Here is a 15,895-nt window from a genome sequence, read left to right as displayed (position 1 = left end):
CGCGAAGGCGAAAAGCCACCGTTGAAAAGATCCGTTCGCCAAGAACATGGTAAGGCAGGCCGGACGGTCCGGTGCGGCCGGCAGACAGGGAAATTCGACCATGCAGGATGCCGTCGCCACGCTTCTGACGACACTCGATCTCGAACGGCTCGAGGATGACCTCTTCCGTGGGGTCAGCCCAGATGCAGGCTGGCAGCGTGTCTTCGGCGGCCAGGTCGTCGCCCAGGCGCTGGTGGCGGCGCAGCGGACGGTGCCGGACAGCCGGCCCGTCCATTCGCTGCACGGCACCTTCCTGCGCCCCGGCGATCCGGCCATTCCCATCGTCTATTCGGTCATCCGCCTGCGTGACGGCGGCTCCTTCACCACGCGCAACGTGACGGCGCTCCAGCATGGCAAGGCGATCTTCGTGCTGACGGCCTCGTTCCAGGCGCTGGAGGAAGGGTTTTCACACCAGATCCCGATGCCGGAGGTCGCCGGGCCGGACGATATCGACCATGCGGCGTGGAACCGGATCATCCTCGAAGAGGCGCCCGAGCCGGTGCGCCGCTACTGGCAGCGGCCACGGCCGGTCGAGTTCCGCCCCGTTTCGCTCGATCACTATCTCAGCGACCGCAAGCTGCCGCCGCACCAGGCGATCTGGGTTCGCCTGTCGCGCAGCGTCCCGGCCGATCCGGCACGCGATTGCGCCATCCTGGCCTATCTGTCCGACATGACGCTCCTGGACACGGCGCTCTTTGCGCATGGGCTGTCGGTCTTCGACAAGCGGGTGCAGGCCGCGAGCCTCGACCATTCCATGTGGTTCCACCGGCCGGTGCATCTGGATGACTGGCTTCTCTATGTCCAGGATTCGCCCTCCTCCTCCGGCGGGCGCGGCCTGACGCGCGGCGCGCTCTTTGCGCGCGACGGGACGCTCATCGCTTCCGTGGCGCAGGAAGGTCTCATCCGCCCAAGGAAAGAGCGCCCTGCACAATAGTTGCGCAGGCTGGACTCAAAACATGCAGAGGATGCTGCGCGCCCTGCCGCTAAATTCAGCGGCGGACGGCGCAATCACGGCGAAAATTCGGGGTTTGGCGCCTATTCGCGCAGCCGCCGGCCATTTGGCACGAGTCTTGTAACACCCTGAAGCGTCACGAACCGGCCGGGCCGGGGGGTTGAACGCAAGCGTCAGGGATCCGCCAGCGGGTTCCGGGTGAACAAGGGTCGAGGTGAACATGAAAATCGTGATGGCGATCATCAAGCCATTCAAGCTGGACGAAGTCCGCGAGGCGCTGACCGCGGTGGGCATCCAGGGCCTGACCGTGACCGAGGTCAAGGGTTACGGGCGGCAGAAGGGCCACACCGAAATCTACCGCGGGACCGAATATGCGGTCAGCTTCCTGCCCAAGCTCAAGATCGAGATCGCCGTCGCGGCCGACATGGTGCCGGCGGCTGTCGACGCCATCGCCAACGCCGCCAAGACCGGCCAGATCGGCGACGGCAAGATCTTCGTCTTCGGGATCGAACAGGCCGTCCGCATCCGGACCGGAGAAACCGACACGAACGCGCTCTGACCTTCCAGCTCTCTGGCGGCAGCCGGCCAGCGCCGGACCGCAGCATACAAGGACATTCCCGAACGATGACGCTTTCACGGATCATCCATTCCGCCGGACTCCTCGCCCTTGCCCTGCCCAGCCTTGCGCTGGCGCAGGATGCCGGGGTTGAGGCGGCCGTCGCCGCAACGCCTGACCCGTACTTCTATGTGTTCAACACGGTCCTGTTCCTTCTCGGCGGCGTCCTCGTCATGTGGATGGCGGCCGGCTTCACCATGCTCGAGGCCGGGCTCGTCCGCTCGAAGAACGTGTCGATGCAGTGCCTGAAGAACATCTCGCTCTATTCCCTGGGCGTCCTCGTCTACTGGTTGGTCGGCTATAACCTCATGTATACGGGCGTCGATGGCGGCTGGTTCGGCCAGTTCGCCCCGATGGTCTTTCCTGCCCCGTCCGCCGATACGGGCGACTATTCCCTGGCGACCGACTTCTTCTACCAGTCCATGTTCTGCGCGACGGCGGCCTCGATCGTGTCGGGCACGGTGGCCGAGCGCGTCCGCCTGTGGCCCTTCCTGCTCTTCGTCCTGATCCTGTGCGGCATCATCTATCCGATTACCGGTTCATGGGCCTGGGGCGGCGGCTGGCTGTCGCAGGTTGGCTTCTCGGACTTCGCCGGCTCCACCCTCGTCCATTCGGTCGGCGGCTGGGCAGCGCTTACGGGTGCGCTCATCATCGGCGCGCGCAAGGGCCGCTTCACGGCCGATGGTCGCTCGGTCGTCATGCCGGGCTCGTCCATTCCGCTGGCCACGCTCGGCGCCTTCATCCTGTGGTTCGGCTGGTTCGGCTTCAACGGAGCCTCGCAGCTCGCCCTCGGCACGATCGAGGATGCCGCCTCGGTCGGTCGGGTCGTGGTGAACACCAACACCGCGGCGGCGGCCGGCGTGATCGTGTCGATGATCGTCATGCAGGTGGTCTACAAGAAGGTGGACGTCACCATGGCGCTGAATGGCGCGCTGGGGGGCCTCGTCGCCATTACGGCCGAGCCGCTGACGCCGACCTTCCTTTCAGCGGCGATCATCGGCGGCATCGGCGCGGCGCTGGTCGTCGTCGCCGTCCCGCTTCTGGACAAGCTGAAGATCGACGACGTCGTCGGCGCCATCCCGGTCCATCTCGTGGCCGGGATCTGGGGCACGCTCGCCGTTCCCTTCACCAATCCGGAGGCGAGCGTCTCCGCGCAGCTCACGGGCATCGTGGCCGTGGGCGCCTTCACGGCCATCGCCTCGGCGATCGTCTGGCTGGCCATCAAGGCCGTCTTCGGCCTGCGCCCGAGCGAAGAGGAAGAGGCTCTCGGCCTCGACCGCTCCGAAGTCGGCGTGGAGGCCTATCCCGAATTCTCCGCCGCGCGCCTCTGACGCGGCGGAAGGCGGCGCCCCGGCGCCGTCATCGACAGGGGAGGGGGCGCGTCATGCGGCCCCTTCCGGCAAAGCGGCCGCAAGGGCTGCCGAGCAGCATGACTCGTCCGTGAAAGCGGCGCGGCGTTTCGGGGAGCCGGTTTTCCCCGCTGAAGGTCAACACACATGAAGATCGTCGTGGCGATCATCAAACCATTCAAGCTCGACGAGGTGCGCGAAGCGCTTACCTCGATCGGCATCGATGGCCTCACCGTTACCGAGGTGAAGGGCTACGGCCGCCAGAAGGGCCATACGGAAATCTATCGCGGCAACGAGTATGCCGTGAGCTTCCTACCAAAACTCAAGATCGAGGTCGCCGTTCCGTCGGAAGCGGTCCAGCGCACCGTCGACGCCATCGCCTCCGCAGCGCGGACAGGGCAGATCGGCGACGGAAAGGTCTTTGTCTACGGGATCGACAGTGCCCTGCGCATCCGCACGGGCGAGTCCGACGCCAACGCATTGTGAGGGGCGAGTGAATCGATGAAACTCCTGAAACATTCCATCGCCGGCGGACTTGCCGGCCTTCTGGCGACATGCTGCGCCGCTCTGGCGCAGGATACCGGGGTCGGCCCGGCGCCGGTCGAAACCGTCGCGGCCGTGGTCGACAAGGGCGACGTGGCGTGGATGCTGGTGTCCACCGTCCTCGTGCTCTTCATGATCCTGCCCGGGCTCGGCCTCTTCTATGGCGGCCTCGTGCGCGCCAAGAACATGCTGTCGGTGCTGATGCAGTGCGTGACCATCACCGCCGTGGTGATGATCATCTACGTCCTCTACGGCTACTCCATGGCCTTCGGCGGGTCGACGAGCCCCTATTGGGGAGGCTTGGCCAAGGTGTTCCTGTCGGGCGTCAATCTTGACACGACGGTCGCCACCTTCACCGATGGCGTGAACCTGCCGGAATATCTGTTCATCGCCTTCCAGATGACCTTCGCCTGCATCACCCCGGCGCTCATCGTCGGTGCCTTCGCCGAGCGCATCAAGTTCGGCGCCGTGGTGCTCTTCGTGATCCTGTGGGTGACCATCGTCTACTTCCCGATCGCGCACATGGTCTGGGATGCAAACGGCCTGATCTTTAACGGCGCCCATGCCGGTGGCGTCGCCGCGCTCGACTTCGCGGGTGGCACGGTCGTGCACATCAATGCCGGCATCGCCGGCCTGGTGGGCGCGCTCATGGTCGGCAAGCGTGCCGGGCTCGGCAAGGACATGATGGCGCCCCACTCCATGACGCTGACCATGGTCGGCGCCTCGATCCTGTGGGTCGGCTGGTTCGGCTTCAATGCCGGCTCCAACCTGGAAGCCACCAACGGCGCCGCCCTGGCCATGATCAACACCTTCACGGCCACCGCCGGTGCGACCGTGGCCTGGGTGCTCATCGAAGCCATCGTGCGCGGCAAGGCCTCCATGCTGGGCGCCGTGTCGGGCATCATCGCCGGCCTGGTCGCGGTGACGCCGGCTGCCGGCCTGATCGGACCTGTCGGGGCCATCGTGCTCGGCGCCATCGCATCCGCGGCGTGCTACTTCTTCGTTGCCGTGGTCAAGCCCGCCATGGGTTATGACGACAGCCTCGACGTCTTCGGCATCCACGGCATCGGCGGCATCATCGGCGCCATCGGCACCGGTGTCTTCGTGTCCTCCTCGCTCGGCGGCATCGGCCTTGCCGAGGGCGTGTCCATGGGCGCTCAGGTCTACTCGCAGGTGATCGCGGTCCTGATCACGATCGTCTATTGCGGCGTCGTATCGGCGATCCTCTACAAGGTCGTCGACCTGATCGTCGGCCTGCGTCCGAGCGTGGAAGCCGAGCGCGAAGGGCTCGACCTGACCTCGCACGGTGAATCGGCCTATCACAGCTGATCGGCCGCACCCGAAAGTACAATCACAAAAGGGGCGGGCGCCGCGGCGCCCGCCCCTTTTCGTTGTCGGTAATCCTGGCCCTCAGACGCGGCCGAAAGGCTTGGCTTCCTCTGTGGCGAGGTCGGCGTATTTGTCCGGGTGCCGCTCGAACTGCGCCCGCACGTAGGAACAGGCCGGGACGACCTTCTTGCCCTTCTGCCGGGCGAAATCGACCGCATAGTCCAAGAGCTTCTCGGCAATGCCCTGGCCGCGCAGGCTTTCCGGCACATAGGTATGGTCGAACACCCAGGCATCCTGCTGCAGCCCGGCCGGGGAATAGGTCAGCTCGGCGCGCTGGTCGCCTTCGCCGGTGACGAACAGGCCGCCGCGGCCATGATCCTCGTGCTTGATATCCATCGTTTCCTCTTGCGGTTTCTTCAGATGAGGAGAAATGTCGTATCGGCCCAAAGGTTCGCCAAAATGCCGCATGTCGGTGTTCAACAGGGTTAAAGGGGCTTTAACCCCGGCGCGCATAAGGTGTGTATCGACGTGCCGCCCCGACCGTTTCGGGGTGGGTGGCTCGACTCCGTCCGTCGCCTGCGACGGCTCGGGTCTCGTTGAACGAAGGCCGGCCTCCACCGGCGGGCAACAGGACAAAGCACGAATGACCATGGCAGCGATGAACGCGGATAAAGACACCGATGGGAAACGGCGCACCGGCCTCATGGTCGTAGGCGGCGTCGCGCTCCTGGGACTCTCGGTCTATCTGGCGGCGGCGCTCGGGACTTGGAATGTCGCCGACCCCTCGCTCAACCAGGCCAGCGACGCCGCGGTGACCAATCTCGCCGGCCCCTCGGGCGCCATCATCGCGGATCTGTGCATGCAGATCTTCGGCCTTGCCTCCGTGCTCCTGGTGGTGCTGCCTTTCGTGTGGGGCCTGCGGCTCGTCTCCGGTCGGCGCATCAACGGGGCGAGCCGGCGCGGCTGGTTCGCACTCGGTGGCCTGATTCTCGCCGCGACGGCGCTGGGCTGCTTCGGCGCACCGGCAGGCTGGCCGCTGCCGATCGGCCTCGGCGGGATCGCCGGAGATATCGTCCTGCAATTTCCGGCGCTCGTCACCGGAGCCTTCCCCTCGGGCCTGGCCGGCTCGATCCTCGGCATGGTCCTGGCGGCGCCGGCCGCCTGGCTGTTCCTGATCGGCCTTGGCGTCCTGGGGCGCGATCAGGCCGCCCTGCCGCACCGTGCGGTGGAAGAACGCACGCGGCATGCGCCCATCCAGGCAGAGGAGCTGGACGAGGATGCCGGCGAAGGCCGCCTGCAACTCCTGTTCGGCGCGCTGACCCATGGCATTTATGCGCTGCGCTCGGCCGTCCGGCGTCCGCGCGCGGCAGCCGTGCCACAGCCGCGCCGCGTCGAGCCCGTGGCGGAGCGCCGGGCCGAGCCGCGCATGACCGGCTTTGCCGCGCCTGAATCCGCAATGGCGCCCGGCCCCCGTTCCGGGCGTGAGATCCGCGTCGTCGACACGCGGCCGCAGCAGCCTGATTTCGACAGCTTCGACATGGACGGATTCGACGCCTATGGCGTCGAGCCCGATGTCGCCCCGCAGGCGCCGCGCGCCGCGCCCCCGCGTGCGGCCGCCGCGCCCGTGACGGCCGAGCCGCCGCGCATGCAGGCCTCCCCGGACGAGGCAGCCATGGCCTTCGCCCCGCATCCCGACGAGGGCGGAGCGCGCCGCGCCGTGGATACGAGCCGCGCCACCGTGCGCCATGGCCGCAGCGACTGGAACGGTTCCTATGCGGCCACGCGCCTCGGCAAGAAGCGCTGGGAGCGTGACGACGCCACGGACGAGGATGGCCTGCGCGAAGACCCGCATTTCGACGAGGATGCGCCCTTCGATGCCGACGCGACGGCCTATGCGGACGAGGATGGCCCATACATGCACGACCCCGCGCCCGATGACGGCCTGACGGTCGAGGAGCGCATGGTCGAGGAGGAGATGATCGCCTATGCGCAGACGCCTCCGGAGGCTTTGGAGCCGGAGCGCTTCGAGGAGCGCCCGGTGGAGAAGACGGGCGGCTGGCGCGATTACATCCCCGCCAATGTGGTCGCCTTTCCGGGGATCGGCCGCAACCGGACGCCCAGCAACGACGTGGCGGCGCGCACCGAGCCCTCGATGAACCCGGCCATGTCGCCTGCCATGCCGTCGATGGAAAAACCCGTGCGCGTGGTGCCCGCCGCGCTTCCGGCAGCGCCTGCGCGCCACGCCGCGCCGGCGCGCGTCTACCAGGGCGAGCCGGCCCATGCCTACCAGCCGGAATTTTTCGAACTGCCCTCCATCAACCTTCTGTCGCCGCCCCGCGCCCGCACGCGGGACGATTCGCTGACCCCCGAAATGCTGCAGGAAAATGCGCGTCTGCTCGAAGGCGTGCTGGACGATTTCGGCGTGAAGGGCGAGATCATCGAGGTCCGGCCGGGGCCGGTCGTCACGCTCTATGAGCTGGAGCCCGCGCCGGGCATCAAGTCCTCGCGGGTGATCGGCCTTGCCGACGATATCGCCCGCTCCATGAGCGCCATCGCCGCGCGCGTCGCCGTCATCCCCGGCAAGAACGCCATCGGCATCGAGCTGCCGAACCGCAAGCGGGAAACCGTGTATCTGCGTGAGATGCTGGCTGCCGAAAGCTTCAGCCAGAACAAGGGCAAGCTGCCCTTGACCCTCGGCAAGACCATCGGCGGCGAGCCTGTCATCGCCGATCTTGCCAAGATGCCGCATCTTCTGGTGGCGGGCACGACGGGTTCGGGCAAGTCCGTCTCCATCAACACCATGATCCTGTCGCTCCTGTACCGGCTGACGCCGAGCCAGTGCCGCATGATCATGATCGATCCCAAGATGCTGGAACTCTCCATCTATGATGGCATCCCGCATCTTCTGTCTCCCGTCGTCACCGATCCGAAGAAGGCCGTCGTGGCGCTGAAGTGGACGGTGCGCGAGATGGAGGATCGCTACCGCAAAATGTCCAAGATCGGTGTGCGCAACATCGATGGTTTCAACGCGCGCGTGGCCCAGGCCATCGACAAGGGCGAGACGATCTGCCGAACCGTGCAGACCGGCTTCGACCGTGAGACCGGCGAGCCGATCTTCGAGTCGGAAGAGTTCGATCTTCAGCCGCTGCCCTACATCGTCGTGATCATCGACGAGATGGCCGACCTGATGATGGTGGCCGGCAAGGAGATCGAAGGCACCGTCCAGCGCCTGGCGCAGATGGCGCGTGCCGCCGGCATCCATGTGATCATGGCAACGCAGCGCCCCTCGGTGGACGTGATCACCGGCACCATCAAGGCCAACTTCCCGACGCGCATTTCCTTCCAGGTCACCTCCAAGATCGACAGCCGCACCATTCTGCAGGAGCAGGGGGCCGAGCAGCTCCTCGGCATGGGCGACATGCTGTTCATGGCCGGTGGTGGCCGCATTCAGCGCGTGCACGGACCCTTCGTCGACGATTCCGAGGTCGAGGCCATCGTGTCGCACCTCAAATCCCAAGGCGTGCCGGACTACCTCGATTCCATCCTGGAGGAAGAGGACGAGGACGATGCACCGGCCGGCGGCGGCGGCGGCGCCGCGGGCGTGGACGAGGCGGCGGACCTTTACGACCAGGCCGTGGCGATCGTGCTGCGCGACGGCAAGGCATCGACCTCCTATGTCCAGCGGCGGCTGCAGATCGGCTACAACCGCGCGGCGTCCATCATCGAGCGGATGGAGCAGGAGGGTGTCGTCGGCCCGGCCAACCATGCCGGCAAGCGCGAGATCCTGGTGCCGACCGACAACGCCTGATCGGCGCCGCCCGGTACGGCGGTGTCGGCCGGGCGTTGCCGAGACGGCCCCCGCTCACCATCTTGTGCGAACAGGGACAGGACGGTCGGCCCCAAATACGCCGTCCCCGCATGGCAGTGTCGATACCTTCGGCGCCTGCGGACGGAACCGGGACGGGGGCCGAACAGCAAAGGACAGGAATGCCAATGTGGCCATTTGACAGGACCATCCCCAGCCCCTTCAACCGGACGGCCAAGGCGCTCGCGCTGGCGGCGCTGATGCTCCTGCCCGCCGTGCCGCAGGCCATGGCCCAGTCCGCCAACGCGGTGGCGCAGCGCGTCGCCGACAAGTTTTCGTCCGTCCAGTCCATGGCCGGCAGCTTCGTGCAGTTCGATGCCGCCGGAAACCAGACCGAAGGCAAGTTCTACATCGAGCGCCCGGGCAAGATCCGCTTCGACTATACGGGCGCGCCGCTGCGCGTCATCGCCGATGGGCAGCAGGTGGCCGTGAACAACCGGCGCATGAACACCTGGGATCTCTACCCCCTGTCCAAGACGCCCATGAAGCTGCTCCTGGATCGGCGGATCGACTTGTCCGCGGCCAATATCCAGAGCGTCAACGAGGGGCCGGACCTCACCACCATCGTGATGGGCGACAAGTCGGTCTTCGGCAATTCGCGCATCACCATGATGTTCGATCCGAGCACCAGCGAATTGCGGCAGTGGACCATCCGCGATGCGCAGGGCAAGGACACGACGGTCATGATCTACGATGTCAGCGAAGGGGTGAAGATCGATCCTTCCGTCTTCAACATCCCCTACAACTCCATCGCCATGGGCCAGACGCGCGGCTGATGCCGCGCATCCCGCTGCCCGTCAGCGGAAGAAGTCGCCGAGCGCCGAAGTGACGGCGTCCGGCGCTTCCTCGGCCAGGAAATGACCGGAGGGGATGGCCGTACCCTCTACGCTCGCGCACCAGGGCCGCCAGACGGACAGGACGTCGCCTGCCGTCGCCGGACTGCCATCCTCTCCCCACAGGACCAGCGTGGGCGCTTCGATGCGTCGGCCGGCTTGCCGGTCCTGCGCGTCGTGCTCCCGGTCCACGCTGGCGCCGGCCCGGTAGTCCTCGCAGGCGGCATGGATATGCTCGGGGCGCACGAAGGAGCGCCGATACTCGGCCAGCGCCTCCGAATCGAAGGGGGACAGGGTGATGCCGCGGGTCCAGCTCGCCAGGGTGGTATCCAGGTAGAAGATGGGATCGGCGCCGATCAGCCGCTCCGGCATGGGGTTTGGCTGCGCCAGGAAGAGCCAGTGGTAGGTCTTCAGCGCTTCGGCCGCATCCATCCGTTCCCAGACCTCGATCGTCGGCAGGATGTCGAGAAGCGCCAGCGCCGAGACGCAATCCGGATGGTCGAGCGCCAGGCGGTAGGCCACCCGGCCCCCGCGATCGTGACCGGCCACGCCGAAGCGCTCATGGCCCAGGCCCTGCATCACGGCGCGCATGTCGGCTGCCATGGCGCGTTTGGAATAGGCCGCGCCGCCCTTGCTTTCCGGCGCATCGGACTGGCCGTAACCACGCAGGTCCGGAACGACGACCGTGAAGCGCTCGGCAAGGCGCGTTGCCACGCGGTTCCACATGGCGCCCGTCTGGGGATAGCCGTGTATCAGGAGGAGCGGTGGACCATCGCCGCCAATGCGGGCATGGATGGCCGCCCCGTCACCCTGCAGGCTATGCGCCGTGAAACCTTCGAACATCGCCCGCTCCGCTTGCCTCAGCGAGCCAAAGATGGGGTGCGGGAGGCGGCTTGCAATCACCCATGGTGCTTGATGCGACAACGCGGCTTGGCCATAAGGGCAGGGTTCTTCCTCCCAGCGCGAAAAGATCCGTCATTGACCTTCAAGATCGTCACCTGGAACATCAATTCCGTCCGCCTCCGCATGCCGATCGTGGAGCGCCTGATTGCCGAGGAAAGCCCCGACGTCCTGTGCCTGCAGGAGACGAAATGCCCCAATGAACTGTTTCCGCATGCGCAGTTCGAAGCGCTCGGCTACGGCCATGTCGCGATCCACGGGCAGAAGGGCTACCACGGCGTGGCGACGCTTTCGCGCTACCCGTTCGATGACGTGATCCGGCAGGACTTTTGCGCCGTGGGCGATGCGCGCCATCTGTCGGTGCGGCTATCGGTGGGTGAGCGCAAGCTGCGTGTGCACAATCTCTACGTGCCTGCGGGCGGCGACGAGCCGGACCCGGAGGTGAACGTGAAGTTCCGCCACAAGCTCGATTTCATCGAGGAAATGCGCGCCATGCGCGCCTCGGGCGAACCGGACGTGTCGGCCATCCTGGTGGGGGATCTCAACATCGCACCGCTGCCGGACGATGTCTGGTCCCATAAGCAGCTGCTCAAGATCGTGTCGCACACGCCGGTCGAAACCGAGGGCATGAACCGCATCATCGAGGAGGGCGGTTGGGCCGACCTGATCCGCCAGGCCATCCCCGCTCCGGAAAAGGTCTATACCTGGTGGAGCTACCGCGCCAAGGACTGGGCCGCAGCGGACCGGGGCCGGCGGCTCGACCATATCTGGTCCTCCCCCGACATCGCCCCGCTCATGACGCAGTTGCGGATCCGCAAGGATGCGCGCGGCTGGGAGCGTCCGTCCGACCATGTTCCCGTGGTTGCGGAACTCGACCTTTAGCCGCTCACCGTGCCTGATGCGCCTTTGTGAGCTCCAGCACCAGCATCTCGGGCGCGACGGGCTTTATGCAGACGATCATGCCCGGGAAGCGGGCGCTGATATCCTCCGGCACGCCGGCCCCCGTATAGATCACGAAGGGGACGGACCGCTCCCACAAGAGCTCGATCACCGGCGTGACGGGGCCGCCATGCAGGTTGAAGTCGAGCACGGCCGCATCGATCAGGCCGTTGGCGCATCGCGTCAGCGCGTCCTGCGCGCGGGCCACCGGCCCGACCACCTGGAAGCCGGCGGCGATCAGGCAGTCCTCGATGTCCATGGCCACCAGGGGATTGTCTTCCGCCACCAGAACGCGCTTGCCGGACCAGGGCGGGTTCATCCGGCGGCCTCAGTCTGGGCATCGCCCATGGGCGAGGGCGTCGCGGCCCCGGCGGCCGCCAGCGGCGCGCGGATCACGACCTTCGCGCCATCACGCGGAAGTTCCGAGGTGACCGAGCCGCCGACCTGCATGGCCAGGAGCCGTTCCAGAAGGGTCGAGCCGAAGCCCTTGCGCGTCGGCGCGGACAGGATCGGCGGTCCGTTGCTTTCCGCCCAGACGATGCTCAGCATGTCACCATCCTCCTCCCGCTCGATGCTCCAGCGGATATCGACCTTGCCGTGGCGCACGGACAGGGCTCCGTGCTTGGCGGCGTTGGTCGCCAGCTCATGGACCGCCATGGCGAAAGATACGGCAAGATCCGAGGGCAGGTAGATCGACGGTCCGTCCATGGTTACGCGTGAACCGTCATCATAGGGTGCGAGTTCCGAGGTGAAGACCTCCCGCAGCAGCACCCCCTGCCACTGATCATTGGTCAGGAGCGCATGGCTGCGGGCGAGCGATGCGATCCGCGCCGAGATGCCGTCGCCGAAGCTGCGCATGTCCGGAGAGGTCTTGAGCGTGAAGTTGATGACCGACTGGACGGTGGACAGGCTGTTCTTGACCCGGTGGTGCAGCTCGCGCACCACCAGGGCCTGCTTCAACTCGGCCGCCTTGCGATCGGTGATGTCCTGCAGGACGCCGATCCCCCGTTCCTCCGCCGTGCCCGGCGCTCCGAACCAGTCGCAGACAAGGGCGATGTCCCGTGTCAAACCGCGCTGATGCTCGATGCGGAACTCGACCTCGTAGCGGGTGCGGGCGGCGCGCGCCGAGCGGGCGGCATCGCGCGCGCGGGGCGCATCCTCCGGGCGGATGATCGTCTTGAGCTCTTCCACCGTTCGCAGGACGGGGCCGTCCAGGCCAAGGATCTCCATGGAGCGCGGATCCAGAAGGACGGTGTCGTCCTGGAGGTTCCATTCGAAGGTCCCGATCTTGGCGACCGTCAGTGCGGCGCTCAGCCGCTTGCGTGTCTGGGCGGATTCATCCTCGGCGACACCGCGGGCCAGCCGATCCTCGCTCTCACGAAGGGCGCGGGCCACACAGGCCCCGAGCCGGCCGAGCCGCGACTTGATCACATAGTCCGTCGCGCCCTGTTTCAGCGCCTCGATGGCGATTTCCTCGCCCAGCGTCGCCGACACGAAGATGAAGGGCAGCTTGGGGGCATGGAGGCGGGCAAGCTCCAGCGCGGCCAGGCCGTCGAAGGAGGGCAGCCGGTAATCGGCCAAAATCAGATCGTAGGTGCCTTCTTTCAGGGCGGCCAGGAAATGCTCCCGGTCCCAGACGCGATCGATGGCAAAGCGGATACCGGCCAGCCGCAGATGCTCTTCGATCAGCGCGGCGTCGAGGTCGCTGTCCTCCAGGTTCAGGATTCGCGTCGGATGGCCGTCCAGAATCATGCTTCGGTGACTTTCATGGGCGTCTGGCGCGGCCGCGGCGGGTGCGGCTCGTTGAGGATCGCCCAGAAGACGCCGACGTCCTGGATCGCCTTGAAGAATTCCTTGAAGTCGACCGGCTTTACCACGAAGGCGTTGACCCCGAGCGAATAGCTGTGCACGAGATCGCTTTCCTCCTTGGAGGCGGTCAGCATGACGACGGGCACGTGGCGCAGCTCCGTGTCCGTCTTAATCATCTCCAGCACCTGCAGACCGTCGAGCTTGGGCAGCTTCAGGTCCAGGAGCACGACCGCCGGATCGCCGTCGGACCGGTTGACATGCGCACCGCGGGATTTGAGCCAGTCGATCGCCTCCGCCCCATCCCGCGCCACCACGACCTCATTGGCCAGGAGGCTGCGTTCCAGCGCGTGCAGGGTCAGTTCCAGATCGTTCGGATTGTCTTCGACAAGAAGGATCGGCTTGATGTCGGGCATCAGTTCTGCTCCAGGCGTCGGGGAAGCGAGAAGTAAAAGGTGGCACCTTGCCCGGGCGCGCCATGCGCCCAGGTCCGTCCGCCGTGGCGGTCTATGACGCGGCGGACATTGGCAAGGCCGATTCCGCTGCCCTCGTAATCTTCGATGCGATGCAGGCGCTGGAAGACGCCGAAGAGCTTGTCGACGTAATCCATGTCGAAGCCCACGCCGTCATCGCGCACGAAATAGACATCTTCGTTTTCACCGGACTCCGCGCCGATGGTGATCCGGGTCGGGTCCGTCTTGCGGCTGTATTTGATGGCATTGCCGATCAGGTTCTGCCAGACGGCGCGCAGGAAGGTCGGATCGGCCGTGGCAGCGGGAAGCGGGGCGACATCGAATGTGATCTGCCGGTCGACGAGCTCGGGCCGCAGCATGCGCATGACCTCCGCCACCAGGCGGTTCATGTCCACGGGGATGGGCACGAGCTTGGAGCGGCCCATCTGCGAAAAGCCGAGGAGATCATCCACCAGGCGTCCCGCCGAGATGGCCGCATCGATGATGGTGTCCACATAGCGCCCGGCGCGCTCGTCGCCCGCCAGGGAGGGAGATTCCTTCAGGAGTTCGCCGAAGCCGACGATATGGCGGAAGGGCGCGCGCAGATCGTGGCTGATGGAGTAGGAGAAAGCCTCGAGCTCGCGATTGCTGCGCTTCAGCTCCTCGGTCAGCCCGGCCATCTCTTCGGCCTTGCGCATGACAATGCCCACGATGGCGTTGCGCAGGCTTGCCCCGGCGGCCTTCTGCGCCGGCGTCCAGGGCGCGCTGCGCTGATGCACGGTTTCCTTCCACAATTCGAAGCTCTGGCGCGGATTGAGCCGGTCGGTCGCGGTCTTGCGCGGATCGCCGCCCCAGCGCACCGTCTGCACGAGCTCGGGGCGGAACCAGAGCACGTAGCTCGGATGGAGCTGCGACACCGAAATGGCCATCAGGCCTGAAGCCGTCTCAGCCAACGCACCGGCGCGCGGCACGTCCGCTGCCAGATGATCGGTCGCAAAGACATCATCGTGCGATTGGGTGCGGAAGAGCCAGTCCGCGATTTCCTGGATGGCGTCTTCGGACGGGGTCTCACCCACCCGTTCCATGATATCGGGTCCGATGACGGCCGCGCCCGCCGCGTCGGTCAGCGCCAGAAGATCGGCCGGCGAGCGTGTCAGCCCCACCGCGTAATGCGGCTCGTTCGACATATGCGCCAGAAGCCGGGATTCGATGGTATGGCGGGCGACACGCTGCGCCGTCTCATCGCTGCGCAGGCGCGCGCCGATCTGCATGGCGACGACCTGGCCGAGAAAGTCGCAGGCCGTGCGCACATGCGCCGGGACCCGACGGGGCGTGGCATTGTGGCAGGAGATGAGGCCCCAGAGCCGGCCATCCTCCACGATCGAAATCGACATGGAAGCCGGCGTGCCCATGTTGCGCATATATTCCACATGGACGGGCGAAACGCTGCGCAGGGCCGAGAAGCTCAGATCGGTGGCGGCGCCGGTCGATGGGTCCTGCTCGGGCACCAGGGGAACCGGCTTGTAGGCGGCGTCGGGAATGATGCGCAGCCGGTTCAGCCGGTAGAGCTCCCGCGCCTGGGCGGGAATGTCGGCCGCCGGAAAGCGCAGGTCTAGATAGGAGGGGAGGCGGTCGTTGCGATCCTCGGCGATCACGGTTCCGTTCCACTGCGGATCGAACCGATAGACCAGCACGCGGTCGAAGCCCGTCAGGTCCCGGACCACCCGCGCCGCCTGTGCGTTCAGCGCATCGAGCGTGGGGAGCGACTGGCTGTCTTCGACGAAGGCACGGATGCGCGGATAGAGCGCGTCGAGCGTTCCGGTGGCGGCCTCCGGATCGGTTTCCTCCAGTTCCACCAGCAGTCTATCACCCTGCCGATGGACCAAGGCCTCGAAGCTGTGGCCGTTGCAGTCCACCCGCCCCAGCCCCTGCGGAGAGGTCGGCGCCGCGCCTCTGCTGCTGTCATCCGCCAGGCCGTCGCCTGCGATGGCCTCGGCGATGTCGGGCAAGAGGTCTGTCAGGCGGGCTCCGAGGATATCGGCTATGGGCCGGCCCAGAAGCCCTTCCGCATTGACGCTGGCCTGGACGATCCGGGACTGTTCCTCATCGATAACCAGAAGGAAGCCGTGCGGCTGGATGCTCCCGGGAATATGGATCGGTTCGCGCGCACACGCGTCTGCAAAGGACGAACTCATCCCCGGTACATGGGCATCCTGACTGATTTCGACCATGCGCCACCGTCCTTTCGGTCACACTTAGGTGCAACGCCGAT

The 15,895-nt window shown here is 66.3% G+C and carries 14 protein-coding genes; 8 read left to right on the top strand and 6 right to left on the bottom strand.

The window, feature by feature from the left end; genetic code table 11:
• The first annotated feature begins 100 nt into the window (after positions 1 to 100).
• The 5 genes from AUL30_RS12900 (at position 101) to AUL30_RS12880 (ending at position 4,828) form a co-directional block, all read left to right on the top strand.
• Positions 101 to 973, top strand: a complete 873-nt coding sequence (locus AUL30_RS12900; protein ID WP_062228308.1) for an acyl-CoA thioesterase — start codon at positions 101 to 103, stop codon at positions 971 to 973.
• Between the two features lie 238 nt (positions 974 to 1,211).
• Positions 1,212 to 1,550: a P-II family nitrogen regulator gene (locus tag AUL30_RS12895; protein WP_062228307.1), complete on the top strand. Its 339-nt coding sequence runs from the start codon at positions 1,212 to 1,214 to the stop codon at positions 1,548 to 1,550.
• 65 nt (positions 1,551 to 1,615) lie between these two features.
• Complete coding sequence (locus AUL30_RS12890; RefSeq protein ID WP_062228306.1) at positions 1,616 to 2,938, top strand: ammonium transporter family protein; 1,323 nt, start codon at positions 1,616 to 1,618, stop codon at positions 2,936 to 2,938.
• 165 nt (positions 2,939 to 3,103) lie between these two features.
• Positions 3,104 to 3,442 (top strand): P-II family nitrogen regulator, encoded by a 339-nt coding sequence (locus AUL30_RS12885; protein ID WP_062228305.1) that lies wholly within the window; start codon positions 3,104 to 3,106, stop codon positions 3,440 to 3,442.
• A 15-nt stretch (positions 3,443 to 3,457) separates the two neighbouring features.
• Positions 3,458 to 4,828: an ammonium transporter gene (locus AUL30_RS12880; RefSeq protein ID WP_062228304.1), complete on the top strand. Its 1,371-nt coding sequence runs from the start codon at positions 3,458 to 3,460 to the stop codon at positions 4,826 to 4,828.
• Positions 4,829 to 4,909: 81 nt separating this feature from the next.
• On the opposite strand, the gene AUL30_RS12875 is transcribed toward AUL30_RS12880, so the two are convergent.
• Entirely contained in the window at positions 4,910 to 5,224 is a 315-nt protein-coding gene (locus AUL30_RS12875; RefSeq protein ID WP_062228303.1) for a GNAT family N-acetyltransferase, read from the bottom strand.
• A 247-nt stretch (positions 5,225 to 5,471) separates the two neighbouring features.
• Between AUL30_RS12875 and AUL30_RS12870 the strand changes: the two genes are divergently transcribed.
• Complete coding sequence (locus AUL30_RS12870; RefSeq protein WP_062228302.1) at positions 5,472 to 8,636, top strand: DNA translocase FtsK; 3,165 nt, start codon at positions 5,472 to 5,474, stop codon at positions 8,634 to 8,636.
• A 185-nt stretch (positions 8,637 to 8,821) separates the two neighbouring features.
• Complete coding sequence (locus tag AUL30_RS12865) at positions 8,822 to 9,469, top strand: outer-membrane lipoprotein carrier protein LolA (RefSeq protein WP_062228301.1); 648 nt, start codon at positions 8,822 to 8,824, stop codon at positions 9,467 to 9,469.
• Between the two features lie 21 nt (positions 9,470 to 9,490).
• Here AUL30_RS12865 and AUL30_RS12860 read toward each other — a convergent pair whose 3' ends face one another.
• On the bottom strand, positions 9,491 to 10,369 hold the full coding sequence (locus AUL30_RS12860) for an alpha/beta fold hydrolase (protein WP_062228300.1): 879 nt from the start codon (positions 10,367 to 10,369) through the stop codon (positions 9,491 to 9,493).
• A gap of 135 nt (positions 10,370 to 10,504) precedes the next feature.
• Between AUL30_RS12860 and AUL30_RS12855 the strand changes: the two genes are divergently transcribed.
• Positions 10,505 to 11,308 (top strand): exodeoxyribonuclease III, encoded by an 804-nt coding sequence (locus tag AUL30_RS12855; protein ID WP_062228299.1) that lies wholly within the window; start codon positions 10,505 to 10,507, stop codon positions 11,306 to 11,308.
• 4 nt (positions 11,309 to 11,312) lie between these two features.
• Here AUL30_RS12855 and AUL30_RS12850 read toward each other — a convergent pair whose 3' ends face one another.
• Genes AUL30_RS12850 through AUL30_RS12835 form a run of 4 tightly spaced genes read right to left on the bottom strand, consistent with a single transcriptional unit; the run spans position 11,313 to position 15,854 of the window.
• Positions 11,313 to 11,684, bottom strand: a complete 372-nt coding sequence (locus AUL30_RS12850; protein ID WP_062228298.1) for a response regulator — start codon at positions 11,682 to 11,684, stop codon at positions 11,313 to 11,315.
• Positions 11,681 to 13,117 (bottom strand): sensor histidine kinase, encoded by a 1,437-nt coding sequence (locus AUL30_RS12845; RefSeq protein WP_062228297.1) that lies wholly within the window; start codon positions 13,115 to 13,117, stop codon positions 11,681 to 11,683. The genes AUL30_RS12850 and AUL30_RS12845 overlap by 4 nt, the downstream gene beginning before the upstream one ends.
• A complete protein-coding gene (locus AUL30_RS12840) occupies positions 13,114 to 13,587 on the bottom strand; it encodes a response regulator (RefSeq protein WP_062228296.1) in 474 nt (157 codons plus the stop codon). Before AUL30_RS12840 ends, AUL30_RS12845 begins: the two co-directional genes overlap by 4 nt.
• Positions 13,587 to 15,854 (bottom strand): ATP-binding protein, encoded by a 2,268-nt coding sequence (locus AUL30_RS12835; protein ID WP_062228295.1) that lies wholly within the window; start codon positions 15,852 to 15,854, stop codon positions 13,587 to 13,589. The genes AUL30_RS12840 and AUL30_RS12835 overlap by 1 nt, the downstream gene beginning before the upstream one ends.
• Positions 15,855 to 15,895: the final 41 nt, after the last annotated feature.

It is taken from the genome of Aureimonas frigidaquae (assembly GCF_001463905.1).
Classification (GTDB): domain Bacteria; phylum Pseudomonadota; class Alphaproteobacteria; order Rhizobiales; family Rhizobiaceae; genus Aureimonas; species Aureimonas frigidaquae.
Note: the sequence above shows the minus strand (reverse complement) of the source record. Positions and strands in the feature narration are given on the sequence as shown.

Bases quoted from the DNA above. Each gene is read 5' to 3' on its own strand.
- AUL30_RS12845 (WP_062228297.1), bottom strand. From the start codon at position 13,117: ATGATTCTGGACGGCCATCCGACGCGAATCCTGAACCTGGAGGACAGC.
- AUL30_RS12850 (WP_062228298.1), bottom strand. From the start codon at position 11,684: ATGAACCCGCCCTGGTCCGGCAAGCGCGTTCTGGTGGCGGAAGACAAT.
- AUL30_RS12865 (WP_062228301.1), top strand. From the start codon at position 8,822: ATGTGGCCATTTGACAGGACCATCCCCAGCCCCTTCAACCGGACGGCC.
- AUL30_RS12880 (WP_062228304.1), top strand. From the start codon at position 3,458: ATGAAACTCCTGAAACATTCCATCGCCGGCGGACTTGCCGGCCTTCTG.
- AUL30_RS12890 (WP_062228306.1), top strand. From the start codon at position 1,616: ATGACGCTTTCACGGATCATCCATTCCGCCGGACTCCTCGCCCTTGCC.
- AUL30_RS12885 (WP_062228305.1), top strand. From the start codon at position 3,104: ATGAAGATCGTCGTGGCGATCATCAAACCATTCAAGCTCGACGAGGTG.
- AUL30_RS12840 (WP_062228296.1), bottom strand. From the start codon at position 13,587: ATGCCCGACATCAAGCCGATCCTTCTTGTCGAAGACAATCCGAACGAT.
- AUL30_RS12875 (WP_062228303.1), bottom strand. From the start codon at position 5,224: ATGGATATCAAGCACGAGGATCATGGCCGCGGCGGCCTGTTCGTCACC.
- AUL30_RS12870 (WP_062228302.1), top strand. From the start codon at position 5,472: ATGACCATGGCAGCGATGAACGCGGATAAAGACACCGATGGGAAACGG.
- AUL30_RS12860 (WP_062228300.1), bottom strand. From the start codon at position 10,369: ATGTTCGAAGGTTTCACGGCGCATAGCCTGCAGGGTGACGGGGCGGCC.
- AUL30_RS12835 (WP_062228295.1), bottom strand. From the start codon at position 15,854: ATGGTCGAAATCAGTCAGGATGCCCATGTACCGGGGATGAGTTCGTCC.
- AUL30_RS12895 (WP_062228307.1), top strand. From the start codon at position 1,212: ATGAAAATCGTGATGGCGATCATCAAGCCATTCAAGCTGGACGAAGTC.
- AUL30_RS12900 (WP_062228308.1), top strand. From the start codon at position 101: ATGCAGGATGCCGTCGCCACGCTTCTGACGACACTCGATCTCGAACGG.